Source organism: Acidobacteriota bacterium, from assembly GCA_040754075.1.
In the GTDB taxonomy this organism is placed as follows: domain Bacteria; phylum Acidobacteriota; class Blastocatellia; order UBA7656; family UBA7656; genus JBFMDH01.
On record JBFMDH010000016.1, the window covers coordinates 96,416 to 117,650 of the forward strand.

Here is a 21,235-nt window from a genome sequence, read left to right on the forward strand (position 1 = left end):
ATTTATCACTCATTACTCATCACTTTATAAAACTGCGATGGCTTCGATTTCGATCTTCGCGCCTTCGTCAACCAGGCTGGTAACTTCAACCAGGGTCATTGCCGGAAAATGTTTGCCCATCAGTTGCCGGTAAGCTTCACCGAGCGCTTTAAGGCTTGCGAGATACTCGCGTTTATCGGTGACAAAAATCAACAGTCTGGTGATATTCGTGGGTTCGCCTCCGGCTTCGCGTACCACGGTGATGACGTTTTCGAGTGCCTGCGTAAACTGCGAAGCGAAATCATCGCTCACAATCACCTGATTGTGATTCCAGCCGATTTGACCTGCGACAAACAACAAATTGCCGCCCGCGACCTTAACACCGTTGTTGTAACCGCGCGGTCTTCCCAATGCTTCAGGGTTAATAAATTCTGTTGTCATAACCTCACCTTGCAATAAAAAAGCCCCGTCATTACAGGGCTTTTTTATTTTTAATTTATTTCTCAACAACCGATTTGGGGTCGGGTTGCAAACCGGCATACTCTTTCATCTCCCAGTTGGTGCCTTCTTTGGAAGCGCGTTTTACGAGTCCCAGACCTTTAACGTAATAATCATAAACTTCGGCTTCTTTGATTTTTCTCGCGACGCGCCAGGCTTTAAAGGTTCCGGCGGGAGTTTTGATTTCCTCTTCGCCCTGCGATTCAAAGTTAATAATAATTGGTTCAGCCGGGTTCATCGGCGGTTGATCGCCAACGCTGATGGTCTGGGTAAATGATACTGTCCAGGTCGAACCTTTTTTCTCTAAGGCTGACGGGTCAACCAGCAAATAAGGCACGCCCCGGAATTTATGCTCAAAGACGGATGCCTGCCCCTGAATTTTATTTTCGGTCTTCTCCGATAGAATTTTAATACGTCCGTCCTCGCAGATATATTTTCGTGTCGATAATTCGTTTTTCTCGTAGCCGCCGCTTTTATCGACAATCTGGGTTCGTTCGATAAAAACCTTCTGTCCGTTTTCCTCGGCGGCGTCTGTGACCACCGTAACCTCTGCAACCAACGGGCTGGAATATTGCAGCGTGTATTTGACCGAGGTTCCGGGTCTCAAGGGAAAATAGGGATTGCAGGATTTGGAATTCGGGTCAAAGGATGAAGTATTTTTAACCGGCGTTATGTTCTCATTCAAAGAAGGGGTGCGACTATTGGAATTAGTTGGCGTGGTATTTTTATTGACCGTATCATCGGCACAGGCGCTAAAAAACAGCGCGCCGAACAGTAATATAAAAAGCGTTTTTCGCATTAAAGAGCATTCCTTTCAATTGGTAAAAATCTGGTCATAGCGGTCACGATAATTAAACAAAGTTATTAACATCTTCATCAATCGCTTGGCAAGCAAGCCGCCAGCCTCTTTGATAAAGCGGTGAGCGGTGTTATAAAACTTCGGCGCGCGCGCTATTTCAACTGCGACTGCAAACTTGATGACTCGCTCTCAATCCTCAGACCAAACTCCGAACCCTTCCGGCGCGATGGTGTTTATCGCGATGAGTCTGGGAATGGTGTCACTGTCGTTCGCTTCAATTTTTATTACACACCTGGAACGCTCGGAAGTTCCACCATTAATCATCGCCTTTTATCGAATGGCAATCGCCACCCTGCTGTTGTTTCCGGCGGCAGTGGCTTGCAAACGTCAGGAACTGGCGACATTGACGCGCAAAGATATTTTATGGCTTATCGTCAGCGGCTTGTTTCTGGCGCTGCATTTCGGCGCGTGGATTACCTCACTCAAATATATTTCGATTGCCGCATCCGCAGTGCTGGTCAATACTCATCCGTTTTTCGTGGTGATTGCGGCTTTGCTCTTTTTAAAAGAAAAGCCCAACCGATTCAGTTTAATGGGCACCAGCATCGGTTTAATCGGCATGTTGGTCATTGCCTGGAATAGTCTGGCGGATGCCGAGTTCGCTTTAAAAGGAAATTTGCTGGCGGTACTCGGCGCGCTGGCGGTTGTCGGGTATTTCATCATCGGGCGCAAGGTGCGCGAAGGTGTGAGCCTCTTAGGTTATGTCACGCCGGTTTATGCGGCGTGTTCGGCGTTTTTATTGATTTGGGCAAGCTCACTCGGCAATTCGCTTTATCCTTATCCGGCGAGTTCCTGGGGCTATTTTTTTGCCTTGGCGATTGTGCCGACGATCTTAGGGCACACGGTTTTTAACTGGGCATTGAAACACGTCAGACCCGCAACCGTGTCACTGGCGTTTTTAGGTGAACCGGTCATCGCTTCGATACTGGCGTATTTCTTTTTCAACCAACGCCCGACGCTTTCAATATTGGCGGGCGGTCTGTTGGTGCTTGCCGGTGTCTGGTTGACGATGCAACGCTCTAACTCATAAGCTGAAAAATCAAATTCGCGTGACTTGAGGACATTAAAATGGCATCTGAAGATTTGACTAAATTACACGAAGTTTTGCGTTCGACGATTATCGAAGTCGAAATCGCCCTGGATACAGCGACCTACCCGGACTGGGCGGATACCAAAGAGAACCTGCTCAAAGCGGTTGAGTTGGTTCGCAAACTCGAACGCGATCAGATGTGGTCGCGGTTGTCGAAAAAGTAGAAAATGGAATTTATGAAAAAAGTTTTACTGACAGCATTTGAAGCTTTTGACGGAGAGACGATCAACCCTTCGATGGAGGCTTTGCTGGCGATTAAAAAAATCAGTTTCGATGGCGTCACAATTGATGTGTTGGAACTGCCGGTTGATCGCTTCGTGGCGCTTGCGATGGTCTTGGAGCGATTACGAGAAACCCGTCCTGATGTTGTCATCATGTTGGGTGAAGCCGGGCGGCGGTATCGCGTGACGCCTGAACGTGTGGCGATTAACGTAGATGATTTTCGCATTCCCGATAATGTCGGCAACCAACCGAAAGGCGAAGCGATAGTCGAAGGCGCACCCGTCGCCTATTTTTCGACGCTGCCGATTTATGAAATTGTTGATGGGTTGAAAGCGGTCAATATTCCGGCGGCGATTTCCAATTCGGCAGGAACTTATCTTTGCAACCGGATTTTTTATGCGGTGATGCATCATCTGGCGGAAAATCAATTGACCACCCGCGCCGGTTTCATTCATCTGCCCTACATTCACGAACAAGTGATCGACAAGAAATATGACTTTCCGAGCCTGTCACGCGAAACCGTCATCGCGGCGGTGCGAATCGCGATTGAAGCTTCAATTGCAAGGGAGTAGCAAATGAAAAGTATCACTGTCTTGTTAATAATGTTCTTGCTTGCTTCAGCTAGAGTAACCTTCTCCAACCAGGAAGATGAGCGGGTAATAAAAGCGTTGGAAAAAATTTCTAACATCACTCCAGAAGGTCGTGAAGTGTTAAAACAGGTTCATGAAATGAGACCTTTAATCAATGATTGCCCAGCGACAAAATCACTTATCGACATTGTACAGGAACACATTTCCAACAAAGGTGCGTACAATATCTTTCCGATAGGTTGGTATGCACAAAAGAAAAAAACTTCGGGCAATTGGAAAATAGCGCTCTACCACAAGGATTATCAGAAAAATTACCAGACTGCCGAGTGGGAATATAACCCCAAAACAAAAGAACTTTACTCATTTGAATTTTTAAATGCGCCAACATTTTGGACTGAAGAAGGTAGAAAGAAACCTTGCGTGAATAGATAAGTTCGCTCAGATAAACAATCTTCAAGTTATCATTGAGCCTATTCAACTTCTTGACACTCCACGCATTTCAGGTTACCCCACCCCATCTATAAAAAATATTTTTCTATCAGTGATTGGATTCACCGAATTTTTGCGCGTTAGTTAAATGAAGGCTTTCGATGGTGAGCGGCAAATCATCATCCGATTTAGAAAGGAGAGTATTTTATGGGTAGTAAATTATTTAAAAAAATCTTCAGTTCCATAACCGTATTGAGCTTTGTATGGGCAATGGCAGCAACCACAACAATGGCGCAGGTGCAGGAGACTTGCACCGTCAACGTGCCTTTCCAGTTCTCCGTCGGCAAACGCGCGCTTCCGGCTGGCGAGTACACCATCAAAACCATTTCCGATACCAGTAAATTTCAAAAACTTTTAATTACCAGTCGCGATGGCAAGACCAGCGTCATCGTGCCGACGCTTTCAACCCCGTCAGCGAAATATCGCGCAAAAACTCAGGTGAATTTTAATAAATATGCCGACCGGTATTTTCTGAGTTCGATTTCCAATTTTCAGAATGAAGTCGATTTGAAATTTCAGAAATCAAAAGCCGAAAAATCAATTTCACAAAATGCGGGGGCTACGGAAATCGTCACCGTCGCCAGCGAATAAAATTTCAATCACCGAAACCCACAAATGAAAAAGCGCGAGTGAGTTGCTCGCGCTTTTTCATTTTTTGAATGCCGGTTTTTGACGGCGTGTGGTTAATTGAACCGGTAATCCCGCCTAGGCTTTAATCGATTGCGCGAATTTTATCCGAGATATTTTTTAATCTGATTTCTAAAGCCCGCATAATAAGCTGCGCCCCAGACGGGAGTTTTTTCAAAATAATAAAGCCCGTGACGCGGCGCATCGTAACAGACGCGCATTTCACCGGCTGACCAGTGTTTTGGCGGGTCTTCGGTCTTGAGGATTTGCGCCGTCATATCATCGACGTTATGCGAAATCGCTACTGCAAAACACCAGACGCTTTCAAAAAATCCGCAAGGCAGCGGATTGGTCTTCAATTTCATCGCGTGATTGAAAGCATCTGCGGAAAATCGGCGAATTAAATTGGCATCGGTGTAATCGAATTCATGAAAGATGAAAAAGGTTTCTGCGTTGCCGAACTTCGAGAGTTCAAACCCTGAACGATGCGCCACCATTTTAAAGGTGTTATCGGGTAAAAATGTAAACCTGTCGGCTTGCAGTCGTTGAATTGCGGTCTGCACCCAGTAATCTTTTCGCGGTGTGTAATCCATTTCCTTCTCCCTGAAAAATCAAAATTTAAATGCAAAAAATTTATTGCGAGTTTTTCGGCAATGCGAATGCAACATAAGTTCCGCCCGCCGGGTCTTTTGATTTGCCGCCACCCGCGGCAATTACGATGAACTGTCTGCCATTCACTTCATAGGTCGCGGGGGTGGCGTTACCGGCAGCAGGCAGCAGGGTTTCCCACAACAGTTTGCCAGTGATTTTATCGAAGACGCGGAATTTTTTGTCGTAATTGGTCGCGCCGATAAATAACAAGCCATTTGCCGTGACAATCGCGCCGCCATAATTTTCGCTGCCGGTATTTTTCATTCCCCTTGCCACCAGTTCAGGATATTCGCCCAAAGGAATCTGCCAGACGATTTTTCCGGCGTTCAAGTCAATCGCGGTCAAGGTGCCCCAGGGCGGTTCGACCGCAGGATAGCCATCGGGGTCTAAAAATTTGTTGTAGCCATCAATCGTATATTTCAAATCAATCGGCGAAGGCGCAACCTGATACGCAATGCCTTCACGATTTTCGCCGGTCGCAAGGTAATGTGTGATGGCTTGAATCGCATTTTCACCGAGGCGCGCAAATCCCGGCATGCGTCCCGCGCCTTTGCTGATAACCTTGGCGATTTCCGCTTCCTGATATTTTTTGTTGATGCTGATGAGAGAAGGGAATTCGGGAGGCGTGCCGCGCAAATCGCTGCGGTGACAACTGGCACAATTGCTTTCGTATAAATTTTTCGCGCTGGTGACTGTTTGCGGACGTCGCTTCTCGACCAATCGTAAAATCCAAGGCATTTCGTTGGCGTTCACATAAAGCCAGTTGGTTTCGGGATCGAATGCCGCGCCGCCCCATTCCGCGCCGCCATCAAACCCCGGAAAGACGATGGTGCCGGCAAAACTCGGCGGTTCAAATTGCCCGCGACTGCGGAGATTGCGAAAGCGTTCAAGCGCCGCCGCGTGGGCTTCGGGAGTGCGGCGCGTGAGCATCTCTTCGGTGAGTTGTTGTCTCGAAAACGGTGGCGGCGTGATGGGCAACGGTTGTGTCTCAGCGAGTTTTTCGCCATCAGCGCCTGCGGTTGATACTTTGCGATATTCAATCGGGAAAAGCGGCTTGCCGGTGGCGCGTTCAAAAACAAAGAGGTGTCCCGATTTGGTGATTTGCGCGACCGCGTCAATCATGCGCCCGTGGCGTTTGACGCGCACCAGACTCGGCGCGCTCGGCAAATCTCTATCCCAGACATCGTGTTTAACGAATTGAAAATGCCAGAGGCGTTTGCCGGTTGATGCATTCAAACAGATGAGCGAATTGGCGAACAGATTATCGCCGTGCCGGTTGGCTCCGTAAAAATCGAATGCCGCCGAACCCGTAGGCACGAAGACCAAGCCGCGCGCTTCGTCCAATGTCATGCCGCACCAGTTGTTCGCGCCGCCGATATATTGATAAGCATCTTTGGGCCAGGTTTGATAACCATATTCGCCGGGTTGCGGAATGGTGTGAAAAATCCATTGCAGATTGCCGGTGCGCGTATCGTAAGCGCGAATATGACCGGGCGCGGCGGGCAAGCCTTCGCTGACGAGGCTGCCGATAATCAACAGGTTTCTATAAATCACGCCGGGGGTGGTGAGGGTGATGGCGAGATTGGTCTCCTGGTCGCGTCCAAGCCCGGCGCGTAAATCGATGCGCCCCTTACTGCCGAACGCTTGCGCAGGTTTTCCGGTTTTCGCATCCAGCGCATAAAGCCAGTTTCGATAGCCAAAAAAAATCCGTTTGGTTTCGCCGCTTTGCCAGTAATTCAAACCGCGATTGCGCATTTTGCCGACCGGTTTTTTCTCTTCGTTGGGGTCGAAACTCCAGAGCAAGTTGCCGGTCTCGGCATCAAGCGCAATGACGCGAACTTTGGGCGTGGTCGCGTACATCACGCCATCAACAATAATCGGATTGCACTGCATCTCGGAACCCGCGAAGGCATCGCCCGTGTCATACGTCCAGGCGACTTCGAGTTTGTTTAGGTTGTCGCGAGTGATTTGGTCGAGCGTCGAGTAATGAATATTTTCCGCGCCGCCACCAAACGTTTTCCATTCGCGATATTTTTTAGCGGATGGTTTTTGTGCTGCGGAAGTGAAGGAAGAATACAGAGAAAACAAAACTAAAAAAATTGCGAAGACCAATTTCCATTGTTTCATAAATTCAAACCTGGTTTGAAATTTTTGGACGGTGACTTCCAGCAAATTTGTTCAACTTCATTTGTCTGATGGAAAATCATCGGGCTGGTCTTGCAATTCTGATTTCCCAGCGGATGCGGCGGATGGCGCGGATAAGAACGGATTTTTATGAACTACAGCTATGCGCAACTGGTAAACCTTTATTCGCTCAAATCCGCCGCATCCGCTGGGAAATTGACCTTGATAAAGCGCCCGATGATTTTCCGTACCAACCTGATAGCCAAAGAGAATTTATAACTTTACCTGTTGAACCGAAATCACATTGGGCAATGCTTCTAAACCGCTTAACTGCGCTTCGCTCATCGCTTCGTCAATTTGAATCAATGCGAGCGCGTTTTCACCAACCACTTTGCGACCGAGATACAACCGCCCGATGTTGATGTTCTGGCTGCCAATGTAAGATGCGATGTTGCCAAGCACGCCCGGCACGTCGCGATTGAATAAAAACAAAATCACGCCTCGCGGAATGGCTTCGAGATTGAATCCATTGACGCGAACAATTCGCGCATCACTGCGTCCGAAGAGTGCGCCTGCGACTTCGCTTTCCTGTTTAGTGGTGACGGCGCGCACGCGAATCATGCTGGCGAAATCGCGCGCCTTTCTTGAAAGCGATTCGCGCACCTTGATGCCGCGCTCTTCGGCAACCAGGGCGGCATTGACCATATTGACGCGGGTGATGACCGGCGATAGAAAGCCCGCAAGAATCGCTTGAGTAATCGGCTTCACATCGTAATCGGCAACATCGCCGGAATATTCGATTTCAACTTCCTGCAAATCGTGCCCGAATACCTGCCCTTGAAATGAGCCGAGCTTTTCACCAAGTGTGATGTATGGGCCGATGACTGCCATGAGTTCCGCGCTCACCGCCGGCATATTGACTGCGCCGCGCACCGCACCGCTTTGCAGATAATCGCTGACCTGTTCGGCGATGATGGTTGCCACCCCGAGCTGCGCCTCCTGAGTTGATGCGCCGAGGTGCGGTGTGCAAATCACTTTATCGAGCGCAAGCAACGGATTATCGGCATTGATGGGTTCCTGTTCAAAAACATCGAGCGCCGCGCCCGCGACTTTGCCCGCTTGAACGGCTTCGGCGAGCGCCAGTTCATCGACGAGACCGCCGCGCGCGCAATTGATGATGCGCACACCATCTTTCATCCTGGCAATCGAAGCGGCATTGATGATGCCGCGGGTTTCTTCGGTGAGCGGCGTGTGCAGAGTGATGAAATCGGCGCGCGCATAAATTTCATCAAGGGTTGACATTTCTATTCCCAGTTCGCGAGCGGCTTCTTTAGTGAAGTACGGGTCAAAGGCGAGCACCGTCATTCCGAAAGCGCGGGCGCGATTAGCAACGGTTGAGCCGATGCGCCCAAGCCCGATGATGCCAAGGGTTTTGCTTAAAAGTTCAACCCCTAAAAATTTATTCTTTTCCCACTTGCCCGATTTGGTCGAGGCGACGGCTTGGGGAATCCGCCTGGCGAGCGCCATCAGCATTGCCCAGGTATGTTCAGCGGTGGTCACCGTGTTACCCGCAGCGGCGTTCATGACGACGATGCCGCGCCGGGTGGCGGCGGCTACGTCAATGTTATCAACGCCGGTGCCGGCGCGACCGATGACCCGCATTTTTGCGGCGCGTTCGATTAATTCGCGAGTGACCTGGGTCTTTGAGCGCACGATTAAGCCATCGTAATCGCCAATGATTTCGGCGATTTCGCCGGGCTTGATGTTGGGACGTTCATCAACGGTAACATTTTCAAGAGCCGCTAAAATCTCGACTCCGGTTTTTTCCAATCCATCACACACCAGTATTTTCATATCAGTTCTCGGCTATCTATGGGTTTTAGTTTGTAAAGCGACGCATAGTTTAGTTGAACAAGCGGTTTATGACCTGAAAATTGAAAAGCCGTCAAGCCTGCCGCTCTCCTCAAGTTGAGCAAGCGGTCTATGACCGCGCATTCGTTTTACATTCAATGGTCATACACCTGCGAACACCATTTATGATTCGTTTTAAACTTGGCATTGTAACGGTTGGCGAAAGCGTCGGCAAAGCGCGGCGAGAAATGTAAGAAAAGAAAAATTTATTTGCCGATTAATGAATTTCTACAATGGGCATCTGATGTATTGATAGGCTGGGTATCCAAAGTACCTAAAGTGAGCAGTGATTTTGATGAGCCTTCGCAAATTCATAGCATAGGTTTTCCAAGTGCAAATTAATTAATATTTTGGAGAGGAAAGTATAGTGGATAGCAAATCTCGCCCTCCTGAAATAAAGACCCCGATACCCATAACCGTCAGCAACCATTTGACGATACCGGTTTTTACCAATGCAAAACCTGTTGGTTGCCGAAGCCAAATAAAGACTTCTGGTAATAAATAAGCTAGAAATACACCATAAGTAATTCCCATTACTGCATGAGTTATCCGCTCTCCGGCAGGAAGTTTTCGAGTGCAATCCTCCTCGACAAAATCCCAAAGTGTGATAATGATTTCAGCCAAAAGCAGGAGGATGAGAAGCCAGGCAAATTTTCCATTCCAAGCAACCCAGCCAAGGGTGCAGAAAACGATGGCGTAAATAAAATCTCTTGCTGAATGAAGCCACAATTCGACCTTTGCTTCCGCTTTAGATGGGAGCCGTGCTATTAGCTCGTGGTAATAAATTGTGTCAAAGGCTCCTAATACTCCTTGTAGAGCCAAGATATATAACCCTAATTCAAACATCGAAAAGTTATCCTATTCAAAAACGGGGTTGTAACAAAGTCTGGGGCAAATCCAAAAGTACTTCTCTATGAGGAATCAGAAAACTTTTTAACTGGGAATGCGGACGTCCACGTCCGCAGCCGTGAAGTCGGCGGAGGTGGACGTCCGCGTTCCCAGTATCACGGCTTCCGACTTTGTTACAGCCCTGATTCAAAAATGGGCAAAAGAGAGTACACCCGGAAAAGCAATTGCTGTGAGAATCAACCTCAAAACCTTTTAATAATGAGATAGTGCTCTCCTTCTTATTGGAGTTCTTTAGCCATCCTTTTTCTTCGCTTTATTGATTCGTTTGTAAGAAGAACCGCTATACAGAATAAGTCAATAGCCCAACCTTCGATGGTTTGTTGAATTGTGATAATTAGCACAGGTAGTATTAAATAACCGCCCAGAATACTTTCCAATTGTTCCAAAAAACTTAAAGGAACAGGTTTAGGGTAATAAATGGTGGAAACCAATGGAAAGTAAATTGGCAAGAAAGCGATTGTCCCAAGTAATAGATTGAGGCTCAATGGCGTTTTCCTTTGCTTGCTTAATTCGTAGTTGTGCCAGATTAACATCAATATGATTGCAGAAAAAAGACTCCAAAGAATAAAAAAGATTGAAAGATTGCGGGAGAAATAGGTGTATATCGCAACACCGATATAGAAGAACAAACCAGCGCTGAAAATCTGCGCCAAACTTCGGGATATCGGATATTCTTTACCACCTCTTTTAAAAATATCCATAATTGATGTTCTCCTAAGCAATGAAGTGAGCTTGAAATAATTCCTGCTGTGCTCACTATATGCATTTCAAAAGGAATTATGCTTATGTAGGTTGTATTCTCAGGTTCGGCTCACCTTCGGCGAAGTTTCAAAAGCGAAGGCTTATCAAACGCTTTCACGATACCTTTAATAACCGGTCGAATAATTTTTGCCTTCGATGTTGTAAGCAAGAGATTGCAGGTTGAGGCGGTCGCCACCATTGCCGCCGTTACCTTGTCCAATGTTGGAATAGGTATAAGTTTCCGAATACCCTGTGCCTACCGTGACCGAGAGCAACAAGCCTTTGAAGATGCTGGTTTGGTTGTTGTCATAATTGTAAGTGACCGTTGGCGTCGAAGCTACACCTGACGCGCCCGCCGTGTTGTAGCTGATGCTGGTTAAACGATTCAACGTGTCATAGGAATATGTGGTGATGACGCCTCTGGCATCGGTGCGGGTTGCGACCGCACCGAAATCGGTGTAGGAGTATTTCATCGTCCACAGCGTCCCCGTGCCGTCATTGATGGTCGCCGTCTGTTCAGGGATTTTCTCGAATAGCAACCTGCCCGCCGCGTCGTACTTGAAGGATTAGCTATCGGGTTCACATTGAATTCCGCGACTTACCCAAAAAACTGGTTAGTTTGGATAATGATATTAAAGCAAGATGAACCAATGTGGTTATCACTATCGCTCCTAATGTTCCCTTGTGGGTTGCCAGTATAGGTGTGAATATAGGAAACAGCAATGTCCCCAAAAATACAACCCTCAATCCCTCGGAACTTGTGAAACCTCCCCCCAAAAAACTTGCTTCAACCATCATGTAAAGCGGGCCTAATATCCATATTCCAAGAAGCAGGAAGATTGCTCGAATTTCAAAGGGAAACTCAAGACTCTTCCAAAATTTTAAAATAACCACGTAGCTTAACAGGGTAGTAACAGGCAAAATAGCAGTAAGAAGAAGTACGTCCATCCCGGAAAAATTATTTCCTCTAGCAAGATGCAATAAAATACTAGGAAGCCAGAAAACGAGTCCCCCAATTCCAAAATGTTTTACCAATGCTATTAATTTAGCCATGTTTACTTACCTTCCTTTACTCTCTTAAGCAGAAATACAGTATAAGAGGATTAAACGAATAGCGAATCCTTGGTATGTTAATCACCACTACACGATAAGCATGACAAAAAGCACTTGGCATGAGTCTTTATTTTAATTCTCCTTTAATAAAAAGGAGTTGTGGAAACGTGGATGTTAAAATCAGGACAGCGGTAATAATTAAGAGGGCATATAATGTTCCGTCGAAAACTGACATCGAAAATGTAGTGATAGGAAAGACAAGAGTTCCAAATAGTAACCTAACCCATGCTCCGCTTTGAGCAAAACCACCGCCTGTATAACTGGCGCTTATGAACATAAAAAAAGGACCTAAAATCCATATCCCTAATAGAATTGAAATGGAGAATAATCGTTTGCTTATACCCCAATATTTCAACCAACGATATACTAATACCAAGATGCCCGCAATTAATGAAGGCATAAAATATGTAAGGAAAATTTCATCTCTTCTAGAAAACTCATTCCCCCTGATTGCATGAAGAAACACGCTCGGAATCCAATATATGCTCCCTCCTATGACTGTATTAGCTAAAGCTACCTTATGGATTTTCATGTCTTTAATTACCTCCAACTTTTTAACTTTCTTTACATAACGCAATAGTTCGGACACGGTTTACTGGGCGACCTGCTGTAAGGTATAGATTTTTGTAGGCGGTTGAATTTCTTCATAGTTAGAGGTTGTCTAAACTTGCAAAAAAATCATCTTTGAACCTACCGCTTATTGATTCTAAAGAACTTTTTGTCTATAAAAACTGTCCGAAGTAGTGTTCTATGGAAGATTGCAAAAAGAATTACAAATCTCAAATGCTGTAATATGGGCAGCAGTTTGACAAGCATAAAATGCTTCTGCTGATGGGGAAATACTACAGGCATAAGCAGTATCCATTAATTGAATATAAAACCTCCTACAATTATTGGTGCAGGTGTTTGAAGCAGCTCTGCATACTATTTGTGCCCCTACGCAATAATATGATACCTGTCCTGCGCCCGATGCTGTTTTGCATTTCTTTCTATAATAATTGCAACTGGTAGTTCCCGGACAACTACAACCGCCTCCACCACCGAAGGCACTTCCATCAGCATCAATGGGATTCCCACAACGGTCAAACTCACAGCTTGAAAATTCCGGCGGACAATAAAACGGCACATTCGGGCTTTGGCAAGGACCTTGGGCATTCAAGCCGCGTGGGTCAGTTAACAGAATCGGGTCATTGACGACATAGCTGTAGCGGCTCAACTTCTGCGGTTGCTGGTAATGATTATTCCCTTTGTTCCCGCCACAAGTCATTCTTTTTGCGGCTTTGAATCCCTTATCAAGCAGTGGGTCAACGGTCTCGAATCTGCCGATTGCTAAGCTGTAATAGCGATTAACGGCATAATCCAAGCCAATCTCTGAGTCGCGTTCATAACTGGTGAAGCGATGCTTGTCTGATTCGCCGCTCACGCCCAACTCTTCACCAAACGGCAAATGGGCTTGTCTGCCGACGACTGTGCCACTCGCATCCAACACCACTCTCGCGCTCAACCGGTCACTCAAAAAATAGCGGGTGTTGCCATTTTCGATTTTGGCAATCAACTTGCTCCCCGTGTTGATGTATCGGGTGATGACCGCGCCGGTCGCGCCGTTGTGTTCGGCAAGTACCTGAAAGCCTTCCCAGACATAATGGGTAATGGTCGCGCCAACGGTTTTTTTCACCCTGCGGTTCTTGTGGTCGTAAGCATAGACACTCGCGCCGCTATCGGCTGCGACGATGCGGTTTTCAGCGTCAAACACATAGCTGTGCTGTCCGTCGCTGGTGACATTGCCCGCGTTGTCGTAAGTGTAATTCAACGTCGCGCCTTGCGTGACCGAAGTGATGCGATTAGTCGCGGTTCCGCCTGATTGTTGCAAGGTGATGGATTGGATTTGATTGCCGCCTGTGGTGGCATCCCACATTCCTGTGCGATTGCCCCAGCGGTCATAGGCAAAGCGGCGTTGGGCTGATGTTGCATTGGTCGTTTGATAGGAGGTGACTAACCGACTCAATAAATCATAAGTGTAACTGGCGCTCTCGGTCGTTGAGTTAATCGTGCCGCTGATGCTCATCAATTGCCCGCTATTACCGGCGGTTGAGCCGACGCCATTTTGTCCGGCGGCGGCGGCATAGTTGTAGGTCAAATTCAGCAAACTGGTCGCCCCCTTGGTTGCCGTTTGCGAGGTCAGTTGCATTCGATTGGTGTCATAGCCGAAGGTTTCGTTGATTACTGTGCCACTGGTGTTCAAGGTATCGCCGGTCACTTGCCCCGCATTGTTGTAGGCTACGTTGCTCAACCACGCCACGCCTGAAGAGTTCTTCAACTTCAACAAGCGCCCTTTGTTGTCGTACTCAGGATAGAGGTGCCCGATTTGTGTGCGTTGATTGGCTTGGTTGTATTGATAACTGGTCGAATAATTTTTGCCTTCGATGTTGTAAGCAAGAGATTGCAGATTGAGGCGGTCGCCACCATTCGCGCCGTTACCTTGTCCAATGTTGGAATAGGTATAAGTTTCCGAATACCCTGTGCCTACCGTGACCGAGAGCAACAAGCCTTTGAAGATGCTGGTTTGATTGTTGTCATAAGTGTAAGTGATGGTTGGCGTCGCTGCCACCCCCGATGCCCCGCTGGTGTTGTAGCTGATGCTGGTTAAACGATTCAAGCTGTCATAGGAATAGGTGGTGATGACGCCTCTGGCATCGGTGCGGGTTGCGACTGCACCGAAATCGGTGTAGGCGTATTTCATCGTCCACAGCGTTCCCGTGCCGTCATTGATGGTCGCCGTCTGTTCGGGGATTTTTTCATAAAGCAAATGTCCTGCCGCGTCATATTTGAACGAGCGAATCTGTCCGCCCTGATTGACCTGCGTCAGACGGTCAGCCATATCATAAGTGTAAGCGGTCTCCTGCGAGAGCGCGCCGGTCGTGACCTCTTGCTCCGTGACTTTAATGAGCCTGCCCAAGCTGTCCACCTCGCGTTTAATTTTCCGATTCACTTGATCGGTGACGGTTGTGATTTTGCCATTGTAAGCCGTTGTCACGGTGTTGCTATCAGGCGTCGTAATCACTGTGCCGCGACCGAGGGTGTCGTATTGATAAGTGGTCGCCGGAGCCGGAGTGCCGCCCGCTTGAAAGGGATGGGTGCGGCTGGTCATTCTGCCCAGGTTGTTGTAAGCCATGTTGACTTGCCCGCCGTGTTCATTGATTTCCTGAATCGCTTGTCCCCAGCCATCATAGACCGTCGAGGTGGTGATGGTTTTAGTCACCCCACCTTCAACATACTGCTGCGTCGTTGAACTCGGCAAGCCCCAGCCATTATAACTCGTTGAATTGGTCGCACCTGTCGGGCTGGTCGTTCCAGTCAACAGATTGCCTGAGCCGTAGCTATACGCGGTGATTTGTCCGTTCGGGTCAGTGTTAGTTTGCAGGTTGCCGCTATTGAAACTGTAGCTCATCGCGTCGGTCAAATAGATACCACTGGTATTGCCGCGTGTCGCTTGTTCGGCTTTCGACCAATAGGTGTTCTGTCCGAAGGTGTAGCTCTTTTCGTTGCAACACGAAATCTGCTCTTTCACGCGATTGCCGAACATATCGTAATTTCTGGTGTGAGTGTCAAACGTATTGCTCGAAATATTTGTCCACTCTTTGACCGTCGTTGGATTACCGTGCGTCGTGCCGTTGTAACTGGCAATATAGCCCGGCGGGTTGGCTCCCGAATAAGTCGTCACCGTCGTGTTGTCATATTGATATTCGGTCTTGGCTATCAACACATCATCGCCGTCATTGGTGTTCTCCTGTGCGTCGTAAATCTCGACCGTCTGCAACAGGCTTCTCAGATAGGCATCAACATACTGTTGATAAGGAACGTAGGTATTGTGGGTTCGCCTGCGGACTTTCCATTGCCCGCCGATTTGATTGCCGTATTCGCGTTTGTCGGTGATGTTGCCGTATTGGTCATAACTGAAATCCACTTTGCTGGCGGTGTTGGTGTCGTCATAACTGGTGATCGTTTGCACCTGTGGTTGTCCGCCCGCGTCGTTGGCATAAGTGTACACGGTTTTCGCTACGGTCGTGCCGCCGCTGGTGCGAATTTCCGATTGCGTGATGCCGAGGCTGCCGGGCGTCAGTCGCAAAGTCGAATTATCCGGGCGAGTGATGACATAAACACCTGAACTGGTCGAATAAGCATAGGTCGCGTTCGGCGCGTTGGTCGCGGTCTCTGTGCGTTGGGTAAAGGTAGGTCCTCCATAAATCGCTTCGCCTTGTGCTGCACCCGCTCGACAGATGAGACGAGCTTGTCCAGGCTGTAAAAAAGTAGCGCGCCCGGTGTCATCAATGGTGAGGATGTTGCGGTCGGAAGTTTCCCATGAGAACTTCGCGCCGTGAACGATTTCCCCATTTGCATCAACACCCAAAGCGGTGAAAATTTGCGCTTCGTTGAGGTAGCCAACGAATTTGAATGGCGATATACGAATCCGCGACACGCGATTATTGCGTTCAGTCATCGTTTCTTGCCTGGGTAATTTGGCTTTTGTATTGAATAACCATTTGATGAAGTCGGGTAATAATTTGAATGATGAAGCGCTCACGTTGGCGGCTCCACTCCAAGTTGTAGAGGCAAACGCCTTCGCGCCTTCGATAAAAGAATGCTGAACCGGAAAAATTAACAAGCTCAACATCAATATCAGACAGAGCGGGATTCGGATAAATTTAGATTTGCCAATTAAGGCATGAAACTTGCGATGCGATTTTATGCAGGATTAAATGTCTCTCGGAATTCATCACTATCTCCTTTCCGGTTATCCCCGTCTTCGGCTATTGTGGCGCAATGTTTCCGGTCACGCGCAAGATTTTCTGAGCCTATGCGCGGCGATGAAAACTGCGCGCTGAGGTAAACAAATCCCTAACTCGAAACTTTTTCGATTTGGGAAACGCTTTGGTATCTGTTGACGAAAAAGATTTCATTTGCGATGCAACTTTGGAAACTATTTTAAAATTTTTTCGGAGCGATATTGAGGAAATAATGAGCAATAGCTCGGTCGTAAGAGAGCGCCTGCTTGCTTGACTCGCGCCCTCTCTTACGGTCGGGCTACTGACAGGAGATGGTTAGGTCAAATCGGTCTATCATATCGCGCAATTTTTCGACAATCGCTTCGCGGTCAAATTGCAAGCCGATTTTTGAAATGAACACCCGTTCACGGATGATGCCGTTAATCTCTTTGAGTAGCAGACGACAAAACGCCGTAATCACTCCGGCATCGAATTGGCTGTTGGTATGTTTTTCGAGTTCGCCAAGCGCCACTTCCAGCGGCAATCGTTTGCGATACGGTCTATCGGTCATCATCGCGTCAAAGGAATCGGCAAACGTCACAATGCGTGAGCCGAGCGGAATTTCATCGCCGCGCAGTCCGTTCGGATAACCCGTGCCATCGACTCTTTCGTGATGGCATTTGGTCATATAAGCGATGTCCTGCCACGGGCGGCGAATGTGCGACAGGATTTCATATCCCGCCATCGGGTGTTTGTTCAACTCTTTGAATTCGCGTTCACTGAGCGGTTGCGGATTGTTGATGATGCTGCGGTCAACCGTGATTTTGCCGATGTCGTGCAGGTAGCCGGCGACGCTGATGTATTCCAACTCGTCGCCGGTGACGCCCATCTCTTTGGCGATGGCTTCCGAATACCTGGCAACCCGTTCGGAATGCCCGCTGGTGTAGGCATCTTTCAAATCGATTGCTGCGCCAAATGCCGCCACCGTGTCTTTATAAACCGAATGCATTTCGCGGTAGAGGCGACGATTTTCCTCGGCGCGGCGTTTGAGCGAAATAATCAACCTCTGATTATAAAGCGCCAGCCCAATGTGGCGCGCAATGGTGTTGATGATTTCCAAATCTTCATCTTGAAATGGTTCGCCTGAGATTTTTTCCGAAAGGTAGATGACGCCCATCAATTCGCTTCTGACGGTCATCGGAACGATTAAATCGGCGCGAAGCTTTTTAAACATTTCCCCATGACGACGAACGAAATGCGCCAATCCGTTGCGCTCTGCGTGTAAGTTAATCGGTTTCAGGCAACCGGCGATTTTTTCGGCTTCATCGCCTCCGAGTTCGATTTTTTGCCCGACTGCGCCATGCAACCCTTTCGCGGCGATGATTTTCAGTTGTCGCGGTTTTTCGCTGAATCGCGCAATTGCGCCTTTGGGAATCGCCATCGTGCCCAGACAGGTATGCAGGGAAGCGCGCATCAGTTCATCGAAATTTTCCTGTGAGGTGATTTCAGCGCCTAAATCGGTGAGCGCGCCGAGTGTATGCAGCATTTTTCTGACGGTTAGATTATTCGGACTCATACCCCTCCTCCAAAATAATTCCTGTCCGTTCGGTTGACAGAACCAATCCCTCACTTTTACGGCAGCCCCGTAAAAAGTTTTAGCCAGTTCTTATGCAGATGTGTCCTGTAGCCAGCGTTCAGATTTTACGATGCATAGGCATACAATTTTGCTAAAGCGATTTGTTCCGTCTCTTCGACATAAACGTGTGACATCAACCCCAGCATTTCAAACAACTCGCGGTTTGAATCGTTGAGGTTTGAAAGCAGCAAGGTGCCCTTTGCCGCTTTGATGGTTTCCATCACTTCCAGCAGAATTGAAATGCCGATGCTGTTAATCAACTCGGTTTCCTCGAAATTAATTACCAGACGTTTTACACCATTGCCTAAAAATTCTTTGCATTGATGTTCGATGACTTCACCGCGCAATTGATTGAGATAGGCGCCGGGATAGATGATGGCTGCGCCATTAACCAGTTTCGATTTTATTGTTACCGTCTTCATTCAAATCCCCTCTTAAAACCTTTTCAGCATCCCAAGCCAGAACCTGATTCGTCCAAGCAGAACGATGTTTTTTTCGTGGTGAGGCCATTCAGCATTGCCAAAAAGTTTAATTGATTCAGACAGCGCTTTTGCCCTGCAATGATTTTGCAAAGTTCGTGGGGGTATCCGCTCAAATGTTGGGGCAAGCGAGAAAATGCGACTTTAGATTTTACCGGGATGTGTTTGCTCTTTCGTTATTAACCGGCGACATCTTACCCGCTTTGGGGGCGGTTTAGCAACTTCGCCATGATTAAATTTGTGCCATCATCGGCGCGCTCGAATTTTACTTCGTCCATCAGGGCGCGAATAATTTTTAAACCGCGCCCGCGCGTGCCCACCGTGGCGTCGGATACCATACCGCTGGTTTCGAGAATTCCGCCAAATGATTTGCCTTTGTTGGCAACTGAAATCATCAAGCGGTCTTCTTCGAGAATAAATCGTAGATAGATTTTCCGGTCGGGGCTGTTGCTATGTTCTGCGGCATTGATACAGGCTTCAATCAAAGCGGTTTTAATCTGATTGATGGATTCTTTATCAAATTCCGCGCTGCGGGCAATCTGTTCAACGGTGCGCGCGGCAATCAACTCGGCTTCATCATCAAACGGAATAATCAATTCAACTTCATTAGCGGCGCGGCGCTCTGTAGGTTGGGCTTCGCTTTTTTGCAGAAATTCATGCAGCGCGTCCAGTTGATTATAGTTTGAATGATAAGCCTGCAAACTTTTTAATAATTCAATGGCTTCTTTGGTGAACCCTTCTTTGCTGATATACCAGCGGGTCGCGTTGGCGAAATTTCCGAACAACACATTGCGCGAAGCCACTTCAAATTTCAGTTCGGTTTGTTCGATGGTTTTTACATCCAGCGGCTCTTTTGAATTAAATAGCCCAATCAACCACAGCGCTTCATTGGTTTCGCTATAGATTCCGCCTTCAAAACCGCTGGCAGTAAATAATCGCAGGCTTAGCGATTCGCCTTCACTCTCTTTTACGTCGTTGACTAAAACGATTTGCGGCAATCGCAGGCGTTCTTTCTCCGCTTCGATTGCCTGACGCGCCTGGGCGCGGCTCAAGCCGCGATAAAGGTTTTCAAAAAGGTTTTCGTCAAACAGGCTCATGGGGATAGCCTGAAAATCGAAATGCGACAGGGTGTCAACCAGTTGGGATTCAATAGAGCGATGATAGCGCGACATCATCAGGCGATAGGAATCTTTGAGTTTTTCGCCCAGCAACGCTTCACCGGCAATCGGGCGGCGTGCTCCTTCAACTTCAAAACGGTACTTGGCGCGAACATAATCGGCAAGCGTCGCGTCATCTGATGCGGCGACGAATCCATAACTGATATGCAGCAGTTCGCGCTGATGCATACGCGCAAGCAGAACTTCCGGCTCATCTGTGAATTTACGCAGGCGTTCGATTACCGAGGTGATGGGAATGGTTTCACCGGCTTCGATGGCAACGGTCAAACCTTCGATGCAGGCGCGTCTCGCGAGCGAATCCCCGGCAATGTCACGCAAAACCGCATCGAAATAATAGCTGATGCGTCCTTGCAGAATTTCTTCCGTGTAGATGCGCTCAAATTCCATGAATGATTTCAGGCGTGAGGATTGTGCCGCCGCCGCATCCAGCAAAGCCCGTAGGTAAAACAGGTCGCTCCCGAGTTGTTGCAACATCAACTCGACCGTTGATTCGCTGATTTCAATCCCCAGTTGTTCGGCGTGCGCGCCAATCATGCGTTCGGCAGGTTCTTCTGCAAGCGGTTCCAGACGAAGCAGGTGCAGCCGTTCAAAGAAGGCTTCATCGGCAGGGATGATTTCAGTAATCATTCGCTGCAAGCCGCACATTAAATAATTAACTGTGGTTTTTTTATCAACGCTTGAAAGTTTATATGAAAGGTCATCCTGATTGATGGCACGGAACATTTCGACACGCAGGTTGATGCCATCGCGATTATCCTCAGTGGCTTTCGCCAGCCAGTGAAAATTGTCGAGCATCACAAAAGGCGAAAGTTGGGTGTGCGCGGCGATAACCATTGGCGCAGCCAGCGCGCAGCGCACAGCGCCAAGCAGATCACCGGCTTTTTTCGCCTGTAAAAAATGGTCAAGCAGATTCGTCACCCACGGGCGGTCATCAAGTGACGCTTTATCTATGATGTCGGTAAAAGTTGCCGTCGCCAGTGCTAAAAATTTAGCATCCTGATGGCGGAACGCCAGAAACTGCGCCAGCACCCGTGACAGGTACTCTTTGGCAAACTGTTCGGGTTCGAGGTGGTACGGGCGAAAAGCAAAATAGACGGGCAATACCTGCCCAGAGGCGAGAAAAAGTCTATCGAAAGTTTTTCTCAACGTTTCGGTTTTACCGATGCGGGGTGCGCCAAGTAGCAAGGCAATAGCGCCGGTCTCTTTCGCTTGATAAGGAAAAGCTTTTTGTGCTGCCGCGTTTTTAAAAAGCGTCAATTGTCTGGGTTTGAGGTAGCCGAAAGTGGCAAGCGCGATAAGTTGGGCAATGTCATCTTCGCGGTCGAAAAATTCCAAGTCTGTGAGGCGACTGAGTATCTGCATATTAAAAAGGTGTT

At 48.0% G+C, this 21,235-nt stretch carries 20 protein-coding genes; 6 read left to right on the forward strand and 14 right to left on the reverse strand.

The window, feature by feature from the left end; all coding sequences use genetic code 11:
* Positions 1-24: 24 nt before the first annotated feature.
* Positions 25-420 (reverse strand): RidA family protein, encoded by a 396-nt coding sequence (locus AB1757_17815; protein MEW6128899.1) that lies wholly within the window; start codon positions 418-420, stop codon positions 25-27.
* A gap of 55 nt (positions 421-475) precedes the next feature.
* The gene (locus AB1757_17820; GenBank protein MEW6128900.1) at positions 476-1,276 is read right to left on the reverse strand and encodes a hypothetical protein; all 801 of its coding nucleotides are present in this window, start codon (positions 1,274-1,276) and stop codon (positions 476-478) included.
* A gap of 178 nt (positions 1,277-1,454) precedes the next feature.
* On the opposite strand from AB1757_17820, the gene AB1757_17825 reads away from it, so the two are divergent.
* The 5 genes from AB1757_17825 to AB1757_17845 all read left to right on the forward strand — a co-directional run bounded on the left by AB1757_17825 (position 1,455) and on the right by AB1757_17845 (position 4,318).
* A complete protein-coding gene (locus AB1757_17825) occupies positions 1,455-2,366 on the forward strand; it encodes a DMT family transporter (protein ID MEW6128901.1) in 912 nt (303 codons plus the stop codon).
* Between the two features lie 38 nt (positions 2,367-2,404).
* The gene (locus AB1757_17830; protein MEW6128902.1) at positions 2,405-2,590 is read left to right on the forward strand and encodes a hypothetical protein; all 186 of its coding nucleotides are present in this window, start codon (positions 2,405-2,407) and stop codon (positions 2,588-2,590) included.
* Between the two features lie 12 nt (positions 2,591-2,602).
* The gene (pcp, locus tag AB1757_17835) at positions 2,603-3,220 is read left to right on the forward strand and encodes a pyroglutamyl-peptidase I (protein MEW6128903.1); all 618 of its coding nucleotides are present in this window, start codon (positions 2,603-2,605) and stop codon (positions 3,218-3,220) included.
* Positions 3,221-3,223: 3 nt separating this feature from the next.
* Positions 3,224-3,670, forward strand: a complete 447-nt coding sequence (locus AB1757_17840) for a hypothetical protein (GenBank protein ID MEW6128904.1) — start codon at positions 3,224-3,226, stop codon at positions 3,668-3,670.
* A 204-nt stretch (positions 3,671-3,874) separates the two neighbouring features.
* Complete coding sequence (locus AB1757_17845; protein ID MEW6128905.1) at positions 3,875-4,318, forward strand: hypothetical protein; 444 nt, start codon at positions 3,875-3,877, stop codon at positions 4,316-4,318.
* Between the two features lie 140 nt (positions 4,319-4,458).
* On the opposite strand, the gene AB1757_17850 is transcribed toward AB1757_17845, so the two are convergent.
* Together AB1757_17850 and AB1757_17855 are read right to left on the reverse strand one after the other, a co-directional pair.
* Complete coding sequence (locus AB1757_17850) at positions 4,459-4,947, reverse strand: hypothetical protein (protein MEW6128906.1); 489 nt, start codon at positions 4,945-4,947, stop codon at positions 4,459-4,461.
* A 40-nt stretch (positions 4,948-4,987) separates the two neighbouring features.
* Complete coding sequence (locus tag AB1757_17855; GenBank protein MEW6128907.1) at positions 4,988-7,132, reverse strand: PQQ-binding-like beta-propeller repeat protein; 2,145 nt, start codon at positions 7,130-7,132, stop codon at positions 4,988-4,990.
* Between the two features lie 147 nt (positions 7,133-7,279).
* On the opposite strand from AB1757_17855, the gene AB1757_17860 reads away from it, so the two are divergent.
* Positions 7,280-7,408, forward strand: a complete 129-nt coding sequence (locus AB1757_17860; GenBank protein MEW6128908.1) for a hypothetical protein — start codon at positions 7,280-7,282, stop codon at positions 7,406-7,408.
* Here AB1757_17860 and serA read toward each other — a convergent pair.
* From serA to AB1757_17910, 10 genes are all read right to left on the reverse strand, one after another.
* The gene (gene serA / locus AB1757_17865) at positions 7,403-8,983 is read right to left on the reverse strand and encodes a phosphoglycerate dehydrogenase (protein MEW6128909.1); all 1,581 of its coding nucleotides are present in this window, start codon (positions 8,981-8,983) and stop codon (positions 7,403-7,405) included. The genes AB1757_17860 and serA overlap by 6 nt on opposite strands.
* 399 nt (positions 8,984-9,382) lie before the next feature.
* The gene (locus AB1757_17870) at positions 9,383-9,886 is read right to left on the reverse strand and encodes a hypothetical protein (GenBank protein MEW6128910.1); all 504 of its coding nucleotides are present in this window, start codon (positions 9,884-9,886) and stop codon (positions 9,383-9,385) included.
* Between the two features lie 281 nt (positions 9,887-10,167).
* Positions 10,168-10,650: a hypothetical protein gene (locus AB1757_17875; protein ID MEW6128911.1), complete on the reverse strand. Its 483-nt coding sequence runs from the start codon at positions 10,648-10,650 to the stop codon at positions 10,168-10,170.
* Positions 10,651-10,815: 165 nt separating this feature from the next.
* Positions 10,816-11,229: an RHS repeat domain-containing protein gene (locus AB1757_17880; protein ID MEW6128912.1), complete on the reverse strand. Its 414-nt coding sequence runs from the start codon at positions 11,227-11,229 to the stop codon at positions 10,816-10,818.
* Positions 11,230-11,269: 40 nt separating this feature from the next.
* Complete coding sequence (locus AB1757_17885; GenBank protein ID MEW6128913.1) at positions 11,270-11,743, reverse strand: hypothetical protein; 474 nt, start codon at positions 11,741-11,743, stop codon at positions 11,270-11,272.
* Positions 11,744-11,870: 127 nt separating this feature from the next.
* Complete coding sequence (locus AB1757_17890; GenBank protein ID MEW6128914.1) at positions 11,871-12,335, reverse strand: hypothetical protein; 465 nt, start codon at positions 12,333-12,335, stop codon at positions 11,871-11,873.
* A 216-nt stretch (positions 12,336-12,551) separates the two neighbouring features.
* Positions 12,552-16,301, reverse strand: a complete 3,750-nt coding sequence (locus AB1757_17895; protein MEW6128915.1) for an RHS repeat-associated core domain-containing protein — start codon at positions 16,299-16,301, stop codon at positions 12,552-12,554.
* 584 nt (positions 16,302-16,885) lie between these two features.
* Complete coding sequence (locus tag AB1757_17900; GenBank protein MEW6128916.1) at positions 16,886-18,142, reverse strand: HD domain-containing phosphohydrolase; 1,257 nt, start codon at positions 18,140-18,142, stop codon at positions 16,886-16,888.
* 125 nt (positions 18,143-18,267) lie between these two features.
* On the reverse strand, positions 18,268-18,624 hold the full coding sequence (locus AB1757_17905; protein MEW6128917.1) for an STAS domain-containing protein: 357 nt from the start codon (positions 18,622-18,624) through the stop codon (positions 18,268-18,270).
* A gap of 251 nt (positions 18,625-18,875) precedes the next feature.
* The gene (locus AB1757_17910; protein ID MEW6128918.1) at positions 18,876-21,221 is read right to left on the reverse strand and encodes an ATP-binding protein; all 2,346 of its coding nucleotides are present in this window, start codon (positions 21,219-21,221) and stop codon (positions 18,876-18,878) included.
* Between the last annotated feature and the right edge of the window lie 14 nt (positions 21,222-21,235).

Excerpts from the sequence above, each read along its gene's own strand:
- AB1757_17820 (MEW6128900.1), bottom strand. The coding sequence starts at position 1,276 with ATGCGAAAAACGCTTTTTATATTACTGTTCGGCGCGCTGTTTTTTAGC.
- AB1757_17910 (MEW6128918.1), bottom strand. The coding sequence starts at position 21,221 with ATGCAGATACTCAGTCGCCTCACAGACTTGGAATTTTTCGACCGCGAA.
- AB1757_17840 (MEW6128904.1), top strand. The coding sequence starts at position 3,224 with ATGAAAAGTATCACTGTCTTGTTAATAATGTTCTTGCTTGCTTCAGCT.
- AB1757_17860 (MEW6128908.1), top strand. The coding sequence starts at position 7,280 with ATGAACTACAGCTATGCGCAACTGGTAAACCTTTATTCGCTCAAATCC.
- AB1757_17885 (MEW6128913.1), bottom strand. The coding sequence starts at position 11,743 with ATGGCTAAATTAATAGCATTGGTAAAACATTTTGGAATTGGGGGACTC.
- AB1757_17890 (MEW6128914.1), bottom strand. The coding sequence starts at position 12,335 with ATGAAAATCCATAAGGTAGCTTTAGCTAATACAGTCATAGGAGGGAGC.
- AB1757_17895 (MEW6128915.1), bottom strand. The coding sequence starts at position 16,301 with ATGACTGAACGCAATAATCGCGTGTCGCGGATTCGTATATCGCCATTC.
- serA (MEW6128909.1), bottom strand. The coding sequence starts at position 8,983 with ATGAAAATACTGGTGTGTGATGGATTGGAAAAAACCGGAGTCGAGATT.
- AB1757_17870 (MEW6128910.1), bottom strand. The coding sequence starts at position 9,886 with ATGTTTGAATTAGGGTTATATATCTTGGCTCTACAAGGAGTATTAGGA.
- AB1757_17905 (MEW6128917.1), bottom strand. The coding sequence starts at position 18,624 with ATGAAGACGGTAACAATAAAATCGAAACTGGTTAATGGCGCAGCCATC.
- AB1757_17850 (MEW6128906.1), bottom strand. The coding sequence starts at position 4,947 with ATGGATTACACACCGCGAAAAGATTACTGGGTGCAGACCGCAATTCAA.
- AB1757_17830 (MEW6128902.1), top strand. The coding sequence starts at position 2,405 with ATGGCATCTGAAGATTTGACTAAATTACACGAAGTTTTGCGTTCGACG.
- AB1757_17815 (MEW6128899.1), bottom strand. The coding sequence starts at position 420 with ATGACAACAGAATTTATTAACCCTGAAGCATTGGGAAGACCGCGCGGT.
- AB1757_17855 (MEW6128907.1), bottom strand. The coding sequence starts at position 7,132 with ATGAAACAATGGAAATTGGTCTTCGCAATTTTTTTAGTTTTGTTTTCT.
- pcp (MEW6128903.1), top strand. The coding sequence starts at position 2,603 with ATGAAAAAAGTTTTACTGACAGCATTTGAAGCTTTTGACGGAGAGACG.
- AB1757_17845 (MEW6128905.1), top strand. The coding sequence starts at position 3,875 with ATGGGTAGTAAATTATTTAAAAAAATCTTCAGTTCCATAACCGTATTG.
- AB1757_17825 (MEW6128901.1), top strand. The coding sequence starts at position 1,455 with ATGACTCGCTCTCAATCCTCAGACCAAACTCCGAACCCTTCCGGCGCG.
- AB1757_17875 (MEW6128911.1), bottom strand. The coding sequence starts at position 10,650 with ATGGATATTTTTAAAAGAGGTGGTAAAGAATATCCGATATCCCGAAGT.
- AB1757_17900 (MEW6128916.1), bottom strand. The coding sequence starts at position 18,142 with ATGAGTCCGAATAATCTAACCGTCAGAAAAATGCTGCATACACTCGGC.